At 62.7% G+C, this 18,335-nt stretch carries 13 protein-coding genes; 7 read left to right on the top strand and 6 right to left on the bottom strand.

Features of this window, described 5'->3' with window-relative positions; genetic code table 11:
* Nucleotides 1–209 precede the first annotated feature (209 nt).
* The 6 genes from GGU46_RS19525 to GGU46_RS19500 all read left to right on the top strand — a co-directional run bounded on the left by GGU46_RS19525 (nt 210) and on the right by GGU46_RS19500 (nt 12,153).
* Nucleotides 210–2,081, top strand: a complete 1,872-nt coding sequence (locus GGU46_RS19525; RefSeq protein WP_183405249.1) for a cellulase family glycosylhydrolase — start codon at nt 210–212, stop codon at nt 2,079–2,081.
* A 35-nt stretch (nt 2,082–2,116) separates the two neighbouring features.
* Nucleotides 2,117–4,123 (top strand): 7TM diverse intracellular signaling domain-containing protein, encoded by a 2,007-nt coding sequence (locus tag GGU46_RS19520; RefSeq protein ID WP_183405248.1) that lies wholly within the window; start codon nt 2,117–2,119, stop codon nt 4,121–4,123.
* Between the two features lie 825 nt (nt 4,124–4,948).
* Nucleotides 4,949–8,113 (top strand): SusC/RagA family TonB-linked outer membrane protein, encoded by a 3,165-nt coding sequence (locus GGU46_RS19515; protein ID WP_183405247.1) that lies wholly within the window; start codon nt 4,949–4,951, stop codon nt 8,111–8,113.
* Nucleotides 8,114–8,137: 24 nt separating this feature from the next.
* Nucleotides 8,138–9,631, top strand: a complete 1,494-nt coding sequence (locus GGU46_RS19510; RefSeq protein ID WP_183405246.1) for a RagB/SusD family nutrient uptake outer membrane protein — start codon at nt 8,138–8,140, stop codon at nt 9,629–9,631.
* Nucleotides 9,632–9,733: 102 nt separating this feature from the next.
* Nucleotides 9,734–10,996, top strand: coding sequence for a PKD domain-containing protein (locus tag GGU46_RS19505; protein WP_183405245.1), 1,263 nt, complete (start codon nt 9,734–9,736; stop codon nt 10,994–10,996).
* A gap of 272 nt (nt 10,997–11,268) precedes the next feature.
* Entirely contained in the window at nt 11,269–12,153 is an 885-nt protein-coding gene (locus GGU46_RS19500) for a glycoside hydrolase family 16 protein (RefSeq protein WP_183405244.1), read from the top strand.
* Between the two features lie 341 nt (nt 12,154–12,494).
* Here the strand turns inward: GGU46_RS19500 and GGU46_RS19495 are convergent, their stop codons facing one another.
* The 3 genes from GGU46_RS19495 to GGU46_RS19485 form a co-directional block, all read right to left on the bottom strand.
* Nucleotides 12,495–13,685, bottom strand: a complete 1,191-nt coding sequence (locus tag GGU46_RS19495) for a class I SAM-dependent rRNA methyltransferase (protein ID WP_183405243.1) — start codon at nt 13,683–13,685, stop codon at nt 12,495–12,497.
* A 109-nt stretch (nt 13,686–13,794) separates the two neighbouring features.
* Nucleotides 13,795–14,343, bottom strand: a complete 549-nt coding sequence (locus GGU46_RS19490; RefSeq protein ID WP_183405242.1) for a hypothetical protein — start codon at nt 14,341–14,343, stop codon at nt 13,795–13,797.
* Between the two features lie 87 nt (nt 14,344–14,430).
* A complete protein-coding gene (locus GGU46_RS19485) occupies nt 14,431–14,898 on the bottom strand; it encodes an SRPBCC family protein (RefSeq protein WP_183405241.1) in 468 nt (155 codons plus the stop codon).
* Nucleotides 14,899–15,106: 208 nt separating this feature from the next.
* Here GGU46_RS19485 and GGU46_RS19480 point away from each other — a divergent pair, with 208 nt between their 5' ends.
* Nucleotides 15,107–15,550, top strand: coding sequence for a hypothetical protein (locus tag GGU46_RS19480; protein WP_183405240.1), 444 nt, complete (start codon nt 15,107–15,109; stop codon nt 15,548–15,550).
* A gap of 83 nt (nt 15,551–15,633) precedes the next feature.
* Here the strand turns inward: GGU46_RS19480 and GGU46_RS19475 are convergent, their stop codons facing one another.
* The 3 genes from GGU46_RS19475 to GGU46_RS19465 form a co-directional block, all read right to left on the bottom strand.
* The gene (locus GGU46_RS19475) at nt 15,634–17,328 is read right to left on the bottom strand and encodes a T9SS type A sorting domain-containing protein (protein WP_183405239.1); all 1,695 of its coding nucleotides are present in this window, start codon (nt 17,326–17,328) and stop codon (nt 15,634–15,636) included.
* Between the two features lie 171 nt (nt 17,329–17,499).
* The gene (locus tag GGU46_RS19470; protein WP_183405238.1) at nt 17,500–17,706 is read right to left on the bottom strand and encodes a hypothetical protein; all 207 of its coding nucleotides are present in this window, start codon (nt 17,704–17,706) and stop codon (nt 17,500–17,502) included.
* A gap of 72 nt (nt 17,707–17,778) precedes the next feature.
* Nucleotides 17,779–18,135 carry a hypothetical protein gene (locus GGU46_RS19465; protein WP_183405237.1) on the bottom strand — a complete coding sequence of 119 codons (357 nt, stop codon included), beginning with the start codon at nt 18,133–18,135 and terminating at the stop codon, nt 17,779–17,781.
* Between the last annotated feature and the right edge of the window lie 200 nt (nt 18,136–18,335).

Genomic DNA, 18,335 nt, shown 5'->3' with positions numbered 1-18,335 from the left:
AGAACTAGAGCCCATGATTTCGGCGGCACTCCCCTCAATAGCAATAAGGAAAACGGGCCTTCCCGGCGTGGACCTGCTTGACTTCGGGCTTTCCACAGGGGTAGCAGCCAGATTACAATGAGTGAGAAAATCGGAAAAGGGGCGGGGTATCTCCGCCCTGTTTTTCTCATTTCACTACCCCGTCCTCTTCCCTCTAACCCTTTCCGCACATGAATTGCCAATTTACGCGGCCACGCTGGGGCGCGGCAGCCGCCCGGCGCGGCCTTGGGCTGCTGCTGGCTTTCCTGAGTTTGGGGGCCCAGCCGGGCTTCGGGCAGGCACTTACCGCGCTCCGGGCGGCGGGTTCTCGCATTATCAATGCCCAGGGCCAGGAGGTAGTGCTGCGGGGCTACAACGTGGGCGGGTGGCTGCTGCAGGAAAGCTACATTCTGCAAACCGATACGCTTAACTGCCAGTGGCGCATCCGGCAGGGGCTGCTGCGTACCATGCCCGAGGCTCAGGTGGAAGACTTCTACCGCCAGTACCGCCAGCACTTCATTGCCAAAGCCGATATTGACTTTCTGGGCCGGCAGGGGTTTAATGCCGTGCGCCTGCCTTTCCACTACGACCTGTTCCTGACTCCGGAGCAGCGCCGGGCCCGCACGGCGGTAATCCGCGACCCACGCAACGACCAGCAACTTACGGCCTACGTGGAGCAGCTCAGCCGCTGGTACGACCAAGGCCGCCTGTTCGCGGACGCTAAAAACCTGGAGGGGTTCCGGCTCATTGACCAGGTAGCGGAGTGGTGCGCCGCCAACAAGATGTACGTAATTCTGGACCTGCACGCGGCCCCCGGCGGCCAGGGCACCGACCGGAACATCAACGACAACTTCCGGCCCCTGGACTTGTGGAAGCGCCGCGATGCGAAAGGCCGCCTTATTTACCAAGACATAACCGTACGCCTCTGGGAAAAACTGGCCGCCCGCTACAAGCACGATGCCCGCATTGGTATGTATGACCTCCTGAACGAGCCTCATAACCTTAACGCAAGCAACGGTTTGTCGGCTGACAATCAGGAGTTAAGCGCGCTGTATGCCCGCCTGATCAACGCGGTGCGCGCCCAGCACGACCAGCACCTGCTGGTACTGGAGGGCAACGGGTACGGCAACGAGTACACCAACCTGACCCCCGATAAGCTGGCCGTTAAGGACAAAAGCAACCTGGTGTACAACGCCCACCGGTACTGGTGCCCTAACACGCCCGAAGCCGCCGACCCCAACGCCAACCAAATCAACCTGATCCGGAACCTGGTTGCCTTCCGCGACCAGTGGCAGGTGCCGGTGTGGGTAGGCGAAACCGGCGAAAACTCCAACGAGTGGTTTGCCGCCGCCGTGCAAGGCCTGAATGCCCACCACATTGGGTGGTGCCACTGGAACATTAAGCGCGTGGACTCTGGCGCCGGACTGTTGCGCGTGAAGCCCTACGGCAGCATTCTGACCCCTGAGGGCCGGGCTGCTCTACTGCGCAACGTGCAGTTTGCCAATTGTCAGGTAAACCGCGACGTGCTGGCGGCCCTTACCCAGCCGGCCACGCAAGCTCCTTTCGCGGCGCTTACCATTCCGGGCACTATTGCGGCCACCGACTACGACCTGGGGCGCAACGGCGTGGCCTACCACGATGAGTATGCCGCCCGCACCGATTACCGCGAGCTGAAGCCCACCAACCACGGCGGCGCCTACCGCAACGATGGAGTGGATATTGCGGCCTGTCCGGATGCTCCCAACGGCTTTGCCGTGAGTCATTTAACCTCTGGTGAGTGGCTGGCTTATACCGTAATCGTAAAGACACCGGGCTCCTACACTGCCGCCCTGCGCCTGCAGCCGGGCGCTACCTCCGGCCGGCTGGCCCTGCGCCTCAACAATGCACCCCTGGGCACTGCCACCGTAGCGCCCGGCGCCGGTTGGGCTACCATCACCCTTACTACCCCTACGCTCCCGGCCGGTCAGCATGTACTGCGTGTACTGGTGGAAGAACCTATCAATCAGCTGGGTTGGCTGCGCTTCGATGCGGCCCCCGGGGGTAGCGGCGCGGGCGGCCAGTAGGCAAACCCGGCCGCGTTTTGTACCTTAAGCGCACCATGAAGCTCGTGAATTCCCACCTCCCACCGCGTCGGGCTATCTGGTTTTCCTTCCTGACGCTGAGCACCCCCCTGCTCCTGTGCCTCCTGTTGGTCAGTGCCCCGGTCAAGGCGCGTCCCGCCGATACGCTGCGGGTGCACGCTGGCCTGGAGGAGCTGTACGTGGATCCGGCCCGCTATAGCGTGCTGGAAGACCCCTCCGGCCGGCTTACCCTGGCCGATGTGCAGGCCCCGGCCCACGCCGCCCGGTTTCGGCCCGGCAACACCCTTCCTACCACCATGGACCACCCGGGCTCGGCCTACTGGCTGCGGCTGGTAGTGCAGGCCCGGGGCAGCCTGAGCCAGCACTGGTACCTGGAAATGTTTGACTCCCACCTCAATAGCGTGGAGTTTTACCCCGCCAACGGCTCCGCGCCTACTGTTACGGGGTCCGATTTGCCGCTGGCTACCCGGAAGTTTCCCTACAAAAACTTCCTGTTCCGCCTGCCCCTTTCCCCCGAGCAGGCCCAGACGTACTACCTGCGCCTGACTTCCAACTCCAAAACCACCTTTCTCAGCCGTTTGCGCACCGAGCAAACCCTGGCCGTGCACTTCCAGACGGAGTACGGGCTGTTGGGTGGCTTCTATGGAGTGCTCCTGATTATGGTGGTGTACAACCTGTGCCTGTACCTCTTCATTGGGGAGCAAACCTACCTGCGCTACGTGCTGTACGTGCTCAGCTGCAGTCTGGTATTCATGTCGGAAGACGGGCTGGGGTTTCAGTATCTGTGGCCGGGGCAACCCGTGCTCAATCAGCTGATTACGGCCGGGTCGCCTATTCTGCTGCTGCTCACCTTCAGCTACTACGCCCGGCAGTTTCTGGATACCGCGCAGCGCCTGCCTTCCTATGACCCCTGGATCAGGGCAGTGGTGCTCCTGAGCGTGGCCGGGCTGTTGATTGATGCCGTCTGGCTGAGCTCGGGCTGGGGTTTCTGGTTTTACCTGCTGCCCTACTGCATGATTTATTACGCAGCCTACCGGGTGTGGCAGCGGGGGCAGCGTACGGCCCGCTTCTTTCTGCTGGCCCACGTGATGGTAGCCATCAGCGTGGTATTCATGATTTTGCGCAAGCTGGGCATTAACACCTTCACCAATACGGCCACGGTGTACAGCATGAACGCGGCCTTCGTGGTAGAGGTGGTGGTGCTGTCTTATGCGCTGGGCGAGAAAATCAAGGGGATTAAGGACGCCACCATCCGGGCCCAGGGTAAGCTGGTAAAGCAGCTGCGCAAGAAGCACCAGGTGCAGGAGCAGCTGGTGGAGCAGCTGCAGCGCAACCAGGAACTGAAAGACCAGCTGAACTCCGAGCTGGAGGGCCTGGTGGCCCAGCGCACCGACGAGCTGCGCCTGCAGAGCGACACCATTGCGGCCCAGAACCGCGAGCTGCTGCAGGCCAACGGGTTGCTGGCCCTGCAGTCGGCGGCCATTGAGAAGCTGAACGCGGAGCTGCAACGCGACCTGCAGGAGGTGAAAACCGCCCGCGTTTTATCGAAGGAAGTAAACTTCGGCGAGTTCAGCCAGATTTATCCCGACAAGGACGCCTGCCTGGTGTACCTGGCCAACCTGAAGTGGGCCGAGGGCTACCAGTGCCGCAAATGCGGGCACGAGAAGTACTGCGACGGCCGGGAGCCGCACTCGCGCCGTTGCACCAAGTGCCGTTACGTGGAGTCAGCCACGGCCTACACCCTGCTGCAGAAGTGCAAATTCCCGATTATCAAGGCCTTCTACGCGGTATTTCTGATTTATACGCATAAAGGCAACTACTCTTCCCAGGAGCTTTCCCGCGTGCTTGATCTGCGCCAGGGTACGTGCTGGAGCTTCAGCCAGAAGGTGCTGGAGGCGATGCGCCGCCGCCGCCGGGCCCCCGACTTCGACGAAAACGAAGGCTGGACCCACATCCTGCTGGATGCCTCCGGCCTGGAGCCCGAGGAAGCGGGCGCAGCCGAAGAAGCTACGGTCCGCGCGTAGGCACCCGCTCTTGTGGCAACAACAGAAGGCCCCCGGCTACCACGTGGTAGCCGGGGGCCTTCTGTTGTTGCGGCGGGGTAGGCTGGCGGCGACGAAAGCGAAATCCTGCCGGCTAGCCCAGGGGCGCGCCGGTGAGCAGGAAGCCAGCGTGCCCTGCGGGGCTGGAGGGGGTAGCAGAGTAATCTGGCACCTCTCCTATATAGAACAGGAATTTTAGAGGGGAATCCTTGGGTTCGTAAGTCAACACTTACCCACCACGATTATGAAAAAAAGTTGATCAGAGTGGGTATTTTTTTGATTGTTTTTTACGTGTAGACGGCCGCCTTCCAAAACGTTGATAGCAGCCATAGAAAGGCCTAAAGTACTTTCTGTGTCGTGTGCAGTAAGTGTATAATACACTTGTGCGTTAAGCCGAAAACTGCCCCGTACGGCGTTTTAAGGCGTTTTTCGTGTTGCTTTTCCAAAACACGGACGGATATATTTGGGCATTCCTGCACACTTCGTATTGCCCGATCCGCCCTGGATGGTTCTTCGGCAGTGAACCCCCGCCGACTACTTCCTTGAATTCTGACCGGTTTTGCGCCGGCGCTGGCAACTGGGGTGACAGCCCCCCTCGCCTGCCGAGCCTGTACCAGTCCACCTGCGTTGCCAGCGCCGCCGCTCTCCCAAGTCCTACAGTACAACCCCGGCCCGTTGCTTCGCGCAGGGGTAGCCGTCCCAGGGGTTTATTTCCACCAGTGTTTTTCAGATAGCCGGGCTATCCCAGAGCCCGGTGGTGAGCCTAACCGCTTACTGGTCCATACTTCCCTCAATTCCCACAGATCAATGAACCAACACCTCTACCCTCAGGCGCTGCTGCGCCGGGCTTTGTGGCTGGCGGCGTGCGGCCTGCCTGCCCTTCCTTCCCTGGCAGCAGTACCCTCCACGGCGGCCGGACTTCCCGGTCCAGCCGCTACCCCCCGCCTGCTCGCCGATGTGCCAGTGTCGGGCCGCGTTACCCAGAGCAACGGTGAGCCACTGCCGGGGGTAACCATTATTGTGAAAGGGACCACCCTGGGCACCACTACTGATGCCGACGGCCGCTTCTCCCTGAACGCGCCCGAAAACTCAACCCTGGTGGTTAGCTACGTAGGCTTTACCCGCCGCGAAGTGCCGGTTACCGGGGCTTCCACTTCCCTGAGCATCACGCTGGCCGAAGACACCCGCGCCCTCAGTGAGGTAGTGGTAGTGGGCTACGGTACCCAGGAGCGGGGTAGCGTAACGGGCGCCGTGTCGTCGGTGTCGGCGCGGGAAATTGCCACCCAGCCCGTGGCCGATGCTACCCAAGCTCTGCAAGGCCGGGCCGCGGGCGTTACGATTACCTCAAACGGGGGCGCGCCCGGCGGCGCCGCCGGTACCTCCATCCGCATCCGGGGTCTTACGTCGGCGGGCAACAACAACCCTCTGTTCGTAGTGGATGGGTTCCCGCTGCCCGATGGCAACGAAAACCAGCTGAACGCCATCAGCCCCAACGACATCGAAACCATTGACATCCTGAAGGATGCCTCGGCCACGGCTATCTACGGGGTGCGCGCGGCCAACGGGGTAGTGATTATCACCACCAAGCGGGGCAAAACCGGTACCTCCACCATTAACCTGGATGCCTACCGCGGGGTGCAGCAGGTGTGGCGCAAGCTGGACCTGCTCAACGCCGAGGAGTACGCCGTTATCAACAACGAAGGCCGCCTGGCCGGGGGCGCGCCTATTGTGGTGGACCGCCTGCGCAACCCCCAGGGGCTGGGCGAGGGCACTGACTGGCAGGACGAAGTGTTCCGCCGGGCTGCCATCCAGAACTACTCGCTTTCGGCTACGGGCGGCAGCGACAAGGCCCGCTACGCCGTGTCGGCCAGCTACTTCCAGCAGGATGGGACCATTGTAGGCTCGGACTTTGAGCGCTTTACGCTGCGGGCCAACGGCGACGTGCAGGTAAACAAGATTCTGAAGCTGGGCAATAACATTTCCCTGACCCACCTCAGCGACCGGCAGATTACCTCCAACAGCGGCGAATATGGCACCGTGCAGCAAACGCTGCGCATTCCGGCCATTATTCCGGTGTACCGGCCCGATGGCTACTACTACGAGCCCCGCGGCGCCCAGGACAACTTCATCGAGGAAAACCCGCTGGCCTCGGCTACCATCACCAACCAGCGCTTCTACCGCAACCGTGCCCTGACTACCTTCTTTGCTGAGCTGGAGCCGGTACGGGGCCTGCGCTTCCGCACCAACGTAGGGGCCGACTTCGTGTTCGACAACTTCAACGCCTTCCGGCCCGGGGTGCCCGAGCTGCAGGCCGATGGCCAGACCTACACCAGCCGCTACACCCAGGCTACGGCCGGAGCTACGGCTACGGCCTCCTACGCCCCCAGCTACCTGATTGAGAACACGGCCACCTTCGACCGCCTCATTGCTGATAAGCACCAGGTAACGGTGCTGGTGGGCCAGTCGGCGCAGCAGTTCAACTACAGCAACGTGGAGGCCTACCGCACCGGCTACCTGCGCAACGACCTGCAGGTAATCAACTCCGGCCCCATCAACACCCAGATCGGCAACGCGGGCACTATCAACCGGCCCTCGCGTTTGCTGAGCTACTTCGGCCGCGTGAACTACGAGTTTGCGGGCAAGTACCTGTTCCAGGCCATTGCGCGCTACGATGGCTCGGGCAGCTTCCCGCCCGGCGACAAATTTGGCTTCTTCCCCGGGGTTTCGGCCGGCTGGCGCATCTCGGAGGAGGACTTCCTGAAGGGCAACCGCGTGATCAGCAACCTGAAGCTGCGCGTGGGCTACGGCAAGGTGGGTAACCCCAACAACGCCGGCCGCTTCGCCTACCTCTACGCCATCAACTCGGGCATCCGCTACCCCTTCGGGCCCGGGGGCGGCGCCCTGCAGACGGGGGCAGCGCCTACCCGCCAAGCTAACCCCGACCTGCGCTGGGAAACCAACAACCAGACCAACGTTGGTGTTGACCTGGGCTTCCTGGACAACCGCTTCGAGGCCACCATCGACCTCTACAACCGCAGCTCGCCCAACCTGATTGCCCCCGTACCGGTGTCGCTGGTGTCGGGCACCTACGAGACGGTGAACCGCAACGCGGCCTCGGCCTACAACCGCGGTATCGACTTTTCGTTTACCTCCCACAACGTGCGGGGCACGGGCCGCAGCCTGAACTGGACGACGACCCTGAACGTGTCGGCTTACAAGTCGGAGCTGGAATCACTGGGGGTAGGGCAGCCCTACAACGGCCTGAGTGCCCTGAGCGGCGTGATTGTGCGCTACGATGAGGGCCAGCCCTTCGGCTCGTTCTACGGGTTCGTGGCCGATGGCTTGTTCCAGACGCCCGAAGACGTGCAGAACCACGCTACCCAGCAGAGCGGCACTGCCCCCGGCGACATCCGCTTCAAGGACCTGAACAACGACGGCGTGATTAACGCCGAAGACCGGACCTTCATCGGCAACCCCAACCCCGACTTCACTTACGGCCTGAACAACACCGTAACTTGGGGCGGCTTCGATCTGAACGTATTCCTGCAGGGCTCCCAGGGCAACGACATCTACAACCAGAACCGCTACATTCTGGAAAGCCCCCTCTACGGCACCAGCAGCGGCAGCACCCGCGTACTGGGCCGCTGGACCGGCCCCGGCACCAGCAACGACGTGCCCCGGGCCTTCGCCGGCGACAACGCCGACCCCAACCAGAACCTGCGCGTGTCAACCTACTTCGTGGAAGACGGCTCCTACATGCGCATCAAAACCCTTACGCTGGGCTACTCCCTGCCCCAGAGCGTGATGGAGCGCATTGCCGCTAAGCAGGTGCGCGTGTACGCCAGCGCCCAGAACCTGCTGACGCTGACCAAGTACTCCGGCTACGACCCCGAGGTAGGCGCCCGCGGCATTGACCTGGGCGTGTACCCGCAGCCCCGCGTGTTCCTGCTCGGCCTCAACATCGGTTTCTAATTCCCACCCCTAACATTTCAGCGCATGCTACCCCTACATAAGTACAGAACCACCTACGGCGCCTGGCTCCTGACGCTGGGCCTGCTCAGCGGGTGCGGCGAGAAGTTTCTGGAAGAAACTCCCACCGACCAGGTAACCGACGCCAACTTCTACCGCACCACTACCGACGCCATTCAGGCCACCAATGCCGTGTATGGTGAGCTGATTACGGCCGGCCAGTATAACGCCGCCCTCTGGGGCCTGGGCGACATTGCCTCCGATATTTCTACCACCGGCGGTGGGGGCGGCGGCGACGGGATTGAGTACCAGCAGCTCGACTTTTACAACATTCCGAGCACCAACCTGGTGGCCAACCGCCTATGGGGCAGCTGCTACGTGGGCATTGGGCGGGCCAACATTGTGCTGCAGAAGGTGCCGGCCATGAGCATTGACCCGGCCATTCAGAAGCGCAGCATCGGGGAGGCCCAGTTCCTGCGCGCCAAGTACTACTTTGACCTGGTGCGGGCCTACGGCGACGTGCCCTTGCTCACGACGCCCCCCGCTACCCTGGCCGAGGTGAACGTGCCCCGTACCCCGGCGGCGCAGGTGTACGCCCAGATTGAGAAGGACCTGATTGATGCCATCGGCAACCTGCCCAGCTCCTACAGCGGCGAAGACCTGGGCCGGGCCACCAAGTGGGCCGCCACGGGCCTGCTGGCCAAGGTGTACCTCACCGAAAACAAGCTGGCCGAAGCCGCCACGCGGGCCCGCGAAGTCATTAACGGCAGCGGCAAAACCTTGTGGGACAACTACGCCGATAACTTCAAGGTAGCCAACGAGAACGGCAAGGAGTCGTTGTTCGAGGCCCAGTTCCTCTCGGGCCGCAACACCTGGGACCAGAACGGCCCCGGCTTCAGCGGCAACGAGTTCTTTGGTCCCCGCGGCCAGGGCATAGTGCCCCAGGGCGGCTACGGCTTCAACATTCCCGAAGCTGATTTCGTGGCGGGCTACGAGGCCGGCGACAAGCGCCGCGAGGCCACCATCTGGATGCCCGGCGACGCGTATCCCGATGGCCGTAAGCAGCCCGACCGCCTGCCCGGCTCCCCGAACGGCTACGGGGTGAAGAAGTGGTTTGTGGGCAAAGTCAACACCAACATCTGGGACTCGGAGCTGAACATTCCGGTGCTGCGCCTGGCCGAGGTGTACCTGATTCTGGCCGAAGCCGTGGGCACTACCTCTGAGGGCTACGAGGCCATCAACAAAGTGCGCCGCCGGGCCTTCGGCCTGCCCATCAACGCCACCAGTGCCAAAGACCTCTCGGGCCTGGGCGCCGACGCCTTCAAGCAGGCCGTGTGGCGGGAGCGGAAGTACGAGCTGGCCTTTGAAATGGACCGGTGGTTCGACATGAAGCGTACCGGGGAGCTGCTCACCTCGCCCCAGCTGCGGGCCAAAGGCGTCAAGCCCTTCAACGTGGTACTGCCCATTCCGCAGTCGGAGCTGGATGTAAACCCCGGCCTGCGCCAGAACCCTGGTTACTAACCTGTAGCAGCGGCCACCCAGCGCAAGGCTACCCTTCAGGCCACGGGCCGGGGTAGCTCGGCCGGGGCGGCCCGCCTCCACCCTATTCCCCCGCCAATTCCCATGCATACGATGTTTACGCGCCTGGCCGTCCTTGGCCTGTTGGCTGCCCCGCTCCTCCTGGCCTCCTGCGACAAGGACGCCAAAGACTACGAGCTGGAGGGCGCCGTGCCCACCTCTACCTTTACCTACCAGGTAAGCACCACCGAGTACCCCGCCACCGTAACGTTTACCAGCACCAGCCAGGACGGGTTCCTCTACCAGTGGAATTTCGGCGACAACTCCCGCGGCTCGGGCAACAGCGTCACGCACACCTACACCCGCCCCGGCACTTATCAGGTAGAGCTGATTACGGCCGGCCGCGGCGGCACGGGCATTTCCTCCACCCAGGCAGTCGTTATTCCGGATGTCTGCACGAACGCGGCCTTCAGCAAGCTGGTGGACTGTGCCGGCAGCGGCACGCGGGTGTGGTCCTTCTCCACCGAGCCCGGCGCCATTGTGCGGGAGTCGGCTGCCGGCACCCAGCTTTCCAGCTCCACCACGCTCAACAACTGCCAGCTCGACGACCAGTTCTCGTTCAGCAACAGCTACACCGTTAACTACGAAAGCGCCGGCCAGACCTACACGGGTACTACCTGCGGCGCTTCCCTAAACCGCGGCGGCAACTTCGTGTTCCGGCCTACTGCCAATGGCCTGGGCCAGATTGTGCTGAAGGGCAAAGGCGGCTTTATTGGCCTGCCCGACTCAGTAGCCAACAAAACCTACGACATTCTGGAGGCTACCGATACCAAGCTGCGCCTGCGGGGCACCAACCCCGATGGCACGCGCACCGTCGTGACCCTGATGCCCTTCGATGCCACGGCCCCCATCAAGCGCCTGCTCACGGGCGGCACCTCCAAAACCTGGATGATTGACAACAAGGCCGATGCCCCCATTACCGTAGGCACCGAGGCTAACCCGCTGGAGTACTTTGCCGGCGTGAAGGCCGGGGAGCTGCCTGCCTGCCAGTCTGACGATGAGTACACGTTCTCGATGAGCAACGTTTTCACCTACGATGCCAAGGGCGAGACCTTCTCGGCCGCGGCCGGCTACACCTGCAAGGCGCCGGAGTCGGGCACTTCGCCCATGGTGTTTGGCCCCTCGGCCGGTGCCGGACTGGCGCAGTTTACCTTGTCGCGTTCCGGGGCCTTCATTGGGGCTACCGACGCCTCGCCCACGGAACGGGTGTACCGGATTCTGGAAATCGACGATAAGCACATGGTGCTGCGCGCCGGCAGTGGCCAGAATGGCGGCACGGTGTTCACCATCAAGATGGTGCCCAAATAGCCGCTGCCACCCTACTCCTTTCGTCTGAATTGTATGAAAGCTCAGCGCCGGCAAGTTGCTGACGCTGAGCTTTACGCTACTGCCCTTGTAGGGGTAAGCCTTACCTTGGTCGTTTGAGCGTTCCTGCCCTTCCCTCCATCTCTCATTGCCGGCACCCTGTGGGCAAGGGCTACCCCCGCGGTACCCGCCAACCCTGCACCGCCGGCGCGCAAGGTGTCCGTCAGCTCATCAGCTCAGGCGGGCCTCTTGGCTACTAGTCAGTATCTTAGTTCATGAAAAACCTACCCCTGTCCGGCCAGCAAAAGCACCAATTTGGCGCGGCTCTGTTGCTTAGCCTGAGTTTGCTGTCCTGCACCGAAACCAAAACCAAAAACGTTCCGGCGCCTACCCCTCCCAAGCCCACTACCCCGGTCGTAAACGAAGAGGCCCGCGACTACGCCCAGTATACGGAGCTAATCTGGAAGGACGAGTTTGACGGCGGCACCATTGACCAGACCAAGTGGACGCACGAGCTGGGCGCCAGCGGCTGGGGCAACAACGAGCTGCAGAACTACACCAACTCCACCGATAACTCCTACCTGCGCAACGGGATGCTGGTTATTCAGGCCCAGAAACAGACCACCGGTAGCAACGCCTACACCTCGGCCCGCCTGATTACCAAGGGCAAGCAGAGCTTCCAGTACGGCCGCATTGATGTGCGCGCCAAAATTCCTAAAGGCAAAGGCGTGTGGCCGGCCATCTGGATGCTGGGCGCCGATATTGACCAGAACAACTGGCCCAAGTGCGGCGAAATTGACATCATGGAGCTGCGCGGCAGCCGCCCCACCGAGCTGATTTCGACCATGCACTACGCCAACAGCATGGGCGTACACGAGTACAAGGGCACCACCCAGAACCTAAGCGAAGACCTCTCGGCCGACTTCCATACCTACAGCGTGGTGCGCAGCAAAAACCTGACGCGCTTCTACCTCGATGGCAGCGCCACGCCTTACTACACCTTCTCCGCTACCGACGCCAGCCCCTTCCCGTTTAACAACCCCTTCTTCGTGATTCTGAACGTGGCCGTGGGCGGCAACTTCGATGGCAACCCCGATGGCAGCACCACCTTCCCCCAGCAGATGCAGGTGGATTACGTGCGCTACTACCAGTACAAATAAGCATCAGGCACAAGCCAGTACAGCAGCCCGCCTTTGGGGGTGGGAAACGAACCAGCAGCGGCTGCAATTTCCGGGAAATGTTCCTGGCTGGCCCGGGTGGGGGCGATGCGCAGTTGTGGTTTTCTGCGCGTCGCCACCCCCGAAAAACCGGAAGGTACCCGCCGTACTTTCCATTGGTTACCTCCGTCGGTTTCGTTGGCCGCAGGGGGCTTTCCGGGGCCGGTCCGCCATGTTAGGGGTGCGGGCCGGCCTTCGGTTTTCTGGATAACGCCCACGCAAAAGCCCGAGGCTCCTGCCGGAACCTCGGGCTTTTGCATGCCAGCAGGGGGTAGTAGGGCAGGCTACTCAACCGCCAGCACCAGGCCCTTCAGGTACTCGCCTTCGGGGTGGAACAGGCTCACGGGGTGGTCGGCGGGCTGGGTGAGGCGGTGCAGGATGCGGGCCGGCCGGCCGGCCTCAATGGCGGCGGCCAGCACGGCGCCCTCAAACAGCTCCATGCTCACCACCTGCGAGCAGCTGAAGGTGAACAGCAGCCCGCCGGGGGCAATTTGCCGGATGCCGGCCGCGTTCAGGCGCTTGTAGCCCATCAGGGCGTTGTGGCGGGCCGAGAGGTGCTTGGCGAAGGCCGGGGGGTCCAGCACAATCAGGTCGTAGTGGTTGTGGCGGTCTTTCAGGAAGGTAAACACGTCCTGGGCGTAGGCCTCGTGGCGGCCGGCGTGGCCGGTCAGCTCGGCGTTGCGGTTGGTTAGCTCAATGGCTTTCTTGCTGGAATCGACGGAGTGCACCAGCTCGGCCCCGGCCATGAGGGCATAGGAGCTGAAGCCGCCGGTGTAGCAGAAGGTGTTGAGCACGCGGCGGCCGGGGGCGTAGCGGGCCAGTAGGCTGCGGTTGTCGCGCTGATCAATAAAGAAGCCGGTTTTCTGACCCGTTTCCCAATCTACGGCGAAGGGGTGGCCGTTTTCCTGCACAATGTGCTCAGCACCGGTGCTTTCGCCCAGCAGGTAGCCATTGCGGGCATCCGGGGCAGCCTTGGCGGGCACCGTCTCAGAGCTCTTGTCGTAGATGGCACGCAGGCCGGGAATCACCGTCTGCAGGGCCTGGGCAATGAGAGGCCGCGCCTTGTACATGCCGGCGCTGTGGGCCTGCACTACGGCCACATCCCCGTACACATCAATGATCAGGCCCGGCAGCCCGTCGCCCTCGGCATGGGCCAGGCGGTACACGTTGGTGTTGCCCTGGCCGGTCAGGCCCAGGCCCTGCCGAAGCTGGTAGGCATTCCGGATTTTCTCTTCCCAGAAAGCGGCATCGGGCAGTTGGGCATCGGGCCCGAATGCCAGCATGCGCACGGCAATGGAGCCCGGGGCGTAGTGGCCTACCCCCAGCAGCTCGCCGCTGGCGGCCTGCACTGCCACTACCTCCCCTTCCACTACTTCGCCCTGCAGGCGGCCGATGGCGCCGGAAAATACCCACGGATGCAGGCGGCGGAGGGACTGGTCTTTGCCAGGCTTGAGCGTGACGGTAGCGGGGTTCATAAGCAACGAAATCAGGAAATGCACCGCAAAGGTAGCCTAACTGCCGGGGATACCCCGCACACCGGCCCACCCGGCTGGTCCGAAATTCTGCCTGCTACCCCCGCCGGCCTTAGGCAAACGGGTCGAGGTAGGCAACGAGCACGGCCAGGGCTGCCAGTCCGCCCAGAATGGCCCACACCGGCCCGCCCCAGATCAGCAAACCCAGCAGCGCGACGGGCAGCACCACCAGTCCCAGTACGCCCAGCACCGTAGTACCCAGCCCTACCTCCGCGCGGTGCCCGGGGCCGGCCGCTTTCCGGGCGGCCTGGGCAGCGGGCCGGGTCTGCACCGGCCCCTTCTGCACGCGCGCCATAGCCTGTGCCAGCACCGGCCGCATCTGGCGCACCTGCCGACGCTGACGAAGGTGGGAAGCTGGCCTGGCGTTGCGGGAAGGTAGGGGCGCCGCAGACCTCGGTTGGGCAGGCAGCACCGCCCTGAAACCGGAATCATCTGCCGGGTCAGCACCGGTTGGTATTGCCGGCTGGGCTGCTACCGGGCTGCCGGGCCGGAAACGGTAAGCACTCTGGCTGCTGCGGCAGCCCGCGGCCAGCAGCAGCAGGCAAACGGCAAGTAAGGGCAGGCGAAGAGGTAGGCGGCCGGAGGGTAAGACTGCTGGCATGGGCAAGGACGACGAAGAGAGTGGCAAGATACACGGCTTGCTACAGCCCTATACGGTAGGAGGCGCTTCGGCGCTGCCCGCACCGGGCTAATGCGCCCCGGCCACGCGGCCGGGGGCACCAAACCAGCGGCGGTAAATAGGGCGGCGCCAGGCAAATTGTGCCCACATAGCCGGGTAGAGCAGCGCATCCAGGGCGCGCAGGCCCGTGCGGTATTCCAGATCCTCCACAATGCAGGTGCCGCCCCCGGGCGCAGGCTGCAGCAGGTGGCGGTGGCGCCAGAACCGCAACGGCGGCGGCAGGCGGCGGCCCTCATCCACGAAATAGTACGTGCCGTCGGGCAGGGTGCCGTGGTCGGTGATGAGGGCGGTCCAGGGAAAGCGCACGGGGCCGGCGCCCAGCTCAATGTGCACTTCGTCGCCGCGGCGGCAGCCATCAAAGCGTAGCAGCTTGAAAGGCGGGAAAGGAGGTGCCAGGGCCAGAAACAGCTCGCGCGTAAAGCCAGCCCACACCTGCCCGGGGCCAGCCGCTACGTGGGTACGAAGGTAGAGGTGCATGCAGGCACTACCTGAGCCGCCGGGCTTTTGTTCAGAAGCCTACCCGAAAGCAGCCGCCGGGCCCACCCAAACGGCCGTGCTAGGAGTGAGAGCCTGGGCGTTAGATGCTCCGTTAATGTTTTGAATAACAAATATTTAATTATATTAATGTAATGTGTGCTTCTGGCCGACGCCTCGGCGCGGCCTTTACCTCTACCTGCCCTACCCCATGAAAAACCTCGCGCTAACTGTTGCCCTCGGATGCCTGGCGGTGGGGGCTGCCTTTCTGGCCCTGCCACCCCGCAGACGAGGGGATGCTGATCGGAACAAAGGCCTGAAAAAGCCCTTCGACCCCCAAGCCGGCAACCCCGTATCGGAAGCGCAGGCCGCCGAGTGCGCCAAAAAGTACAAGAAGAAGTATAAGGACAATACCAGCTCGAACTACTGCGCCCAGGGTCCCATCCGCCAGCTTCTCAACCAGCCTGGCTGCGTGGGCATCCGGATATACCGCAGCCTGAACCCCGACGATGACCGGCACGGCATTGTACTGGTAGGAGTGAATGAACAGGGCTACGACCTGCTTCCCGGCAAACAGCAGGGAATGGCGTACCGGCTGATGGAGAGCTACGAGAAATGCCCCTATAACTGCGACGGAAACACGCTTACTAAGTAAGCAAGGGCCCTGGGCGCTGTTCTATTAACGCAACTACCCCGCCGTAGCCAGGCCACGGCGGGGTAGAGTACGGGATAGGGTGGCTACTCCACTACCAGGCGCTGGGCGGCTTCCCCAACCCGGACTACGTACAGCCCAGAGGTCAGGCCGCTCAGGTTCAGGCTGGTGCGGGTGGCCTGGGCCGGCAGCACGTGCCGCCGCACTTCGCGGCCCAGGCCATCAAGAAGTACCACGGGTAGGGCCCGGGCTTCCGGCTTCACCCAGGTAAGCTCTACCTGGCCGCGGGCTGGGTTCGGAGCCACGCCCAGCGCCGCCGACAGGCGCGCCGCTTTGGTTTTGGTGTTCAGGCCCATGAGCTTGGCAATAAAAGCCGAGCCCGAGCTGCTGAGGCTGATGGTGCCGAACGTGGCCGGCGAGCTGCTGAGGTTGCCGCCCACGGCCGCGTTGCCGCTGGCATCCAGGGCCAGGGCGTTGGTATAGTCGTCGCCGACGCCGCCGGCGCGCAGGGCCAGGTTCCAGATGCCGGCGCTGCTCAGGCGCGCCACCAGGATGTCGGAGGTAGCACCTGTCGGGTCAGCATTCGTCAGGGGGATGTTGCCAAACGTGGAGGTAACGCCCTGAAACAAGCCGCCCACGCTCACGCTGCCGTTGCCATCCACGGCCATGGTATTGGCGTAGTCGTTGCTGGGGCCGCCGGCCCGGGCCGCCAGCGTCCAGGCATTGGCGCTGCTGAGGCGGGCCACAAAAATATCGGAGGTGTTGCCACTGGCATCGGCGTTGGTAAGTGCTGTGGTACCGAAGCTAACCGTGGGGCTGGCAAAGTTGCCGGCCACGTAAGCGTTGCCGCTGGCGTCAATGCCCGCTCCCTTGGCGTAGTCGTTGCCGGGGCCGCCGGCCTGCAGGGCCTGGGTCCAGGTGCCGGCGCTGCTCAGGCGCGCCACGTACACGTCGCTGCTGTACTGGCCGGGGTTAGCGTTGTTGAGCACAATGGTGCCAAACGTAACCGTAGCGCGGGCAAAATGGCCGGCAATGGTGGCGTTGCCGCTGCCATCCACGGCCACGGCCTGCACAAAATCGTCGCCGGAGCCGCCGCCCCGCACCACTTGGCTCCAGGTGCCATCGGCGGCCAGGCGGGCCACAAACACGTCGTTGCTACGGTCGGTGTTGCCGTTGGTGAGGGTAGTGCCTCCAAAAGCGGCCGTATTGCTGGAGAAGTTGCCGGCCACTACCGCCGTGCCGTCGCTGCCCAGGGCCAGGGCCATAACCGCATCGTTATCAGAGCCGCCCATGCGCACGGCTTGGCTCCAGGTGCCGGCACTACCCAGGCGGGCCACGAAGGCGTCGGTGGTGTTGCCGGTGTTGTCGGCGTTGGTGAGGGTAGTGCTGCCAAAGGCGGCCGTAGCGCCCCCAAAGGAGCCGGCGGCTACCACATTGCCCGTCGCATCTACGCCCACGCCCAGGGCCACGTCATCGGCGCTGCCCCCCGCCCGGGCGACTTGCAGCCACGCGCCGGCAGGACTAAGCCGGCCCACAAACACATCGAAGCCGCCGGCGCTGGTGAGGGTAGTGCTGCCGAAAGTGGAGGTGCCCGAGAAGCGGCCCGCTACCACCGTGTTGCCGGCTGCATCTACCGCCGCCGCGTGTATTACCGAGGAGCCGGTGCTGCCCGCCGCGTGAGCCGAAGCCCACTGCCAGGTTTGGGCGTGTAAGGCGGCCGGTGCAGCCAGGCCCAGCGTTAAAAGACCGGCGCGTAGCCAGGGAGTAAGTGTCGTCATCATAGCAGGAAGTTGGTTCGTGTATGCTGACGGAAGATACTAAAGGATTAAATAGTTTATAAAAAATGTAAAAATTATCACAAAAATAACTGGCGTTATGGCTCATACAACACTGGTTATTTGCGTGAGTTGTTTGGGGCCTATCTTCACCAAGGTCCTCGTGAGCGGCCCGGGCTATTTCGGCATAAACCAGTGCAGATAGCCGCAGTTGTCGCACTCGTAGCAGACCACCGAGGGGTCGGTCCAGTCGGAGGTAAACAGCCCGGCGCGCTCCAGCTTGGCGTGGTGGCGGTGGAAACCGTTGTGCCGGCAGATGACGCAGTGCAGCTCCTGGCCTTTTATTTCTACCCTCACGGGCTTTGGCGCATCGGATAAACCCATATGCTAGAGTAAAGAAACAACCAGAGGGGAATGCAGAAAGATAAGCGGGCTTGTAAGAAATGCAGAAACGCGTCAGTTTTTAACCCGCACGTATATGCCGGGCAGGCCTAACTCCCCAACGCTTAGTAGGGAGTCGGAGCTGAGTATTTTCAGGCGCATCTCCAGCGGATCATTCTCGCTTGGCTTGGTGATGATGTAGCCGTTCCGAATTTCGTATGCTATCCTGACGTCGCCGTGCACCCCGGGAGCTACCACTTCGGTGGGAGTCAGCTCGAAGCGGCCCAGTTGCTCAATTTCTTCGGCTCCCACGTTTTGCATGGTTCGAAGCGTACTGCTGGACCACCGATACTTGCCCACTACTTCATCGGAGTCGGGGGAAGCGCAGCAGGTCAGCAAAACGGTGGCGGCGTACAGTAGCGGTTGTTTCATTCTGTAATAATGCACGGCTCTTCTGCTGCCTACCCCAACAGCTCCTTGATATCCTCCTTGGTCAGGCTCTTGATGATGGCCTCGTTGGTGGTAGTCAGGTCCGTAACCAGCTGGATTTTCTTGTTCTGCAGGGCCAGAATCTTTTCTTCTACCGTGTTCTGGGTGATAAACTTGTAAGTGAACACCGTGCGCTGCTGCCC

This window comes from Hymenobacter latericoloratus, from assembly GCF_014199535.1.
Classification (GTDB): domain Bacteria; phylum Bacteroidota; class Bacteroidia; order Cytophagales; family Hymenobacteraceae; genus Hymenobacter; species Hymenobacter latericoloratus.
The sequence above is the reverse complement of the archived record's forward strand: the minus strand, read 5'-3'. Positions and strand labels throughout refer to the sequence as shown.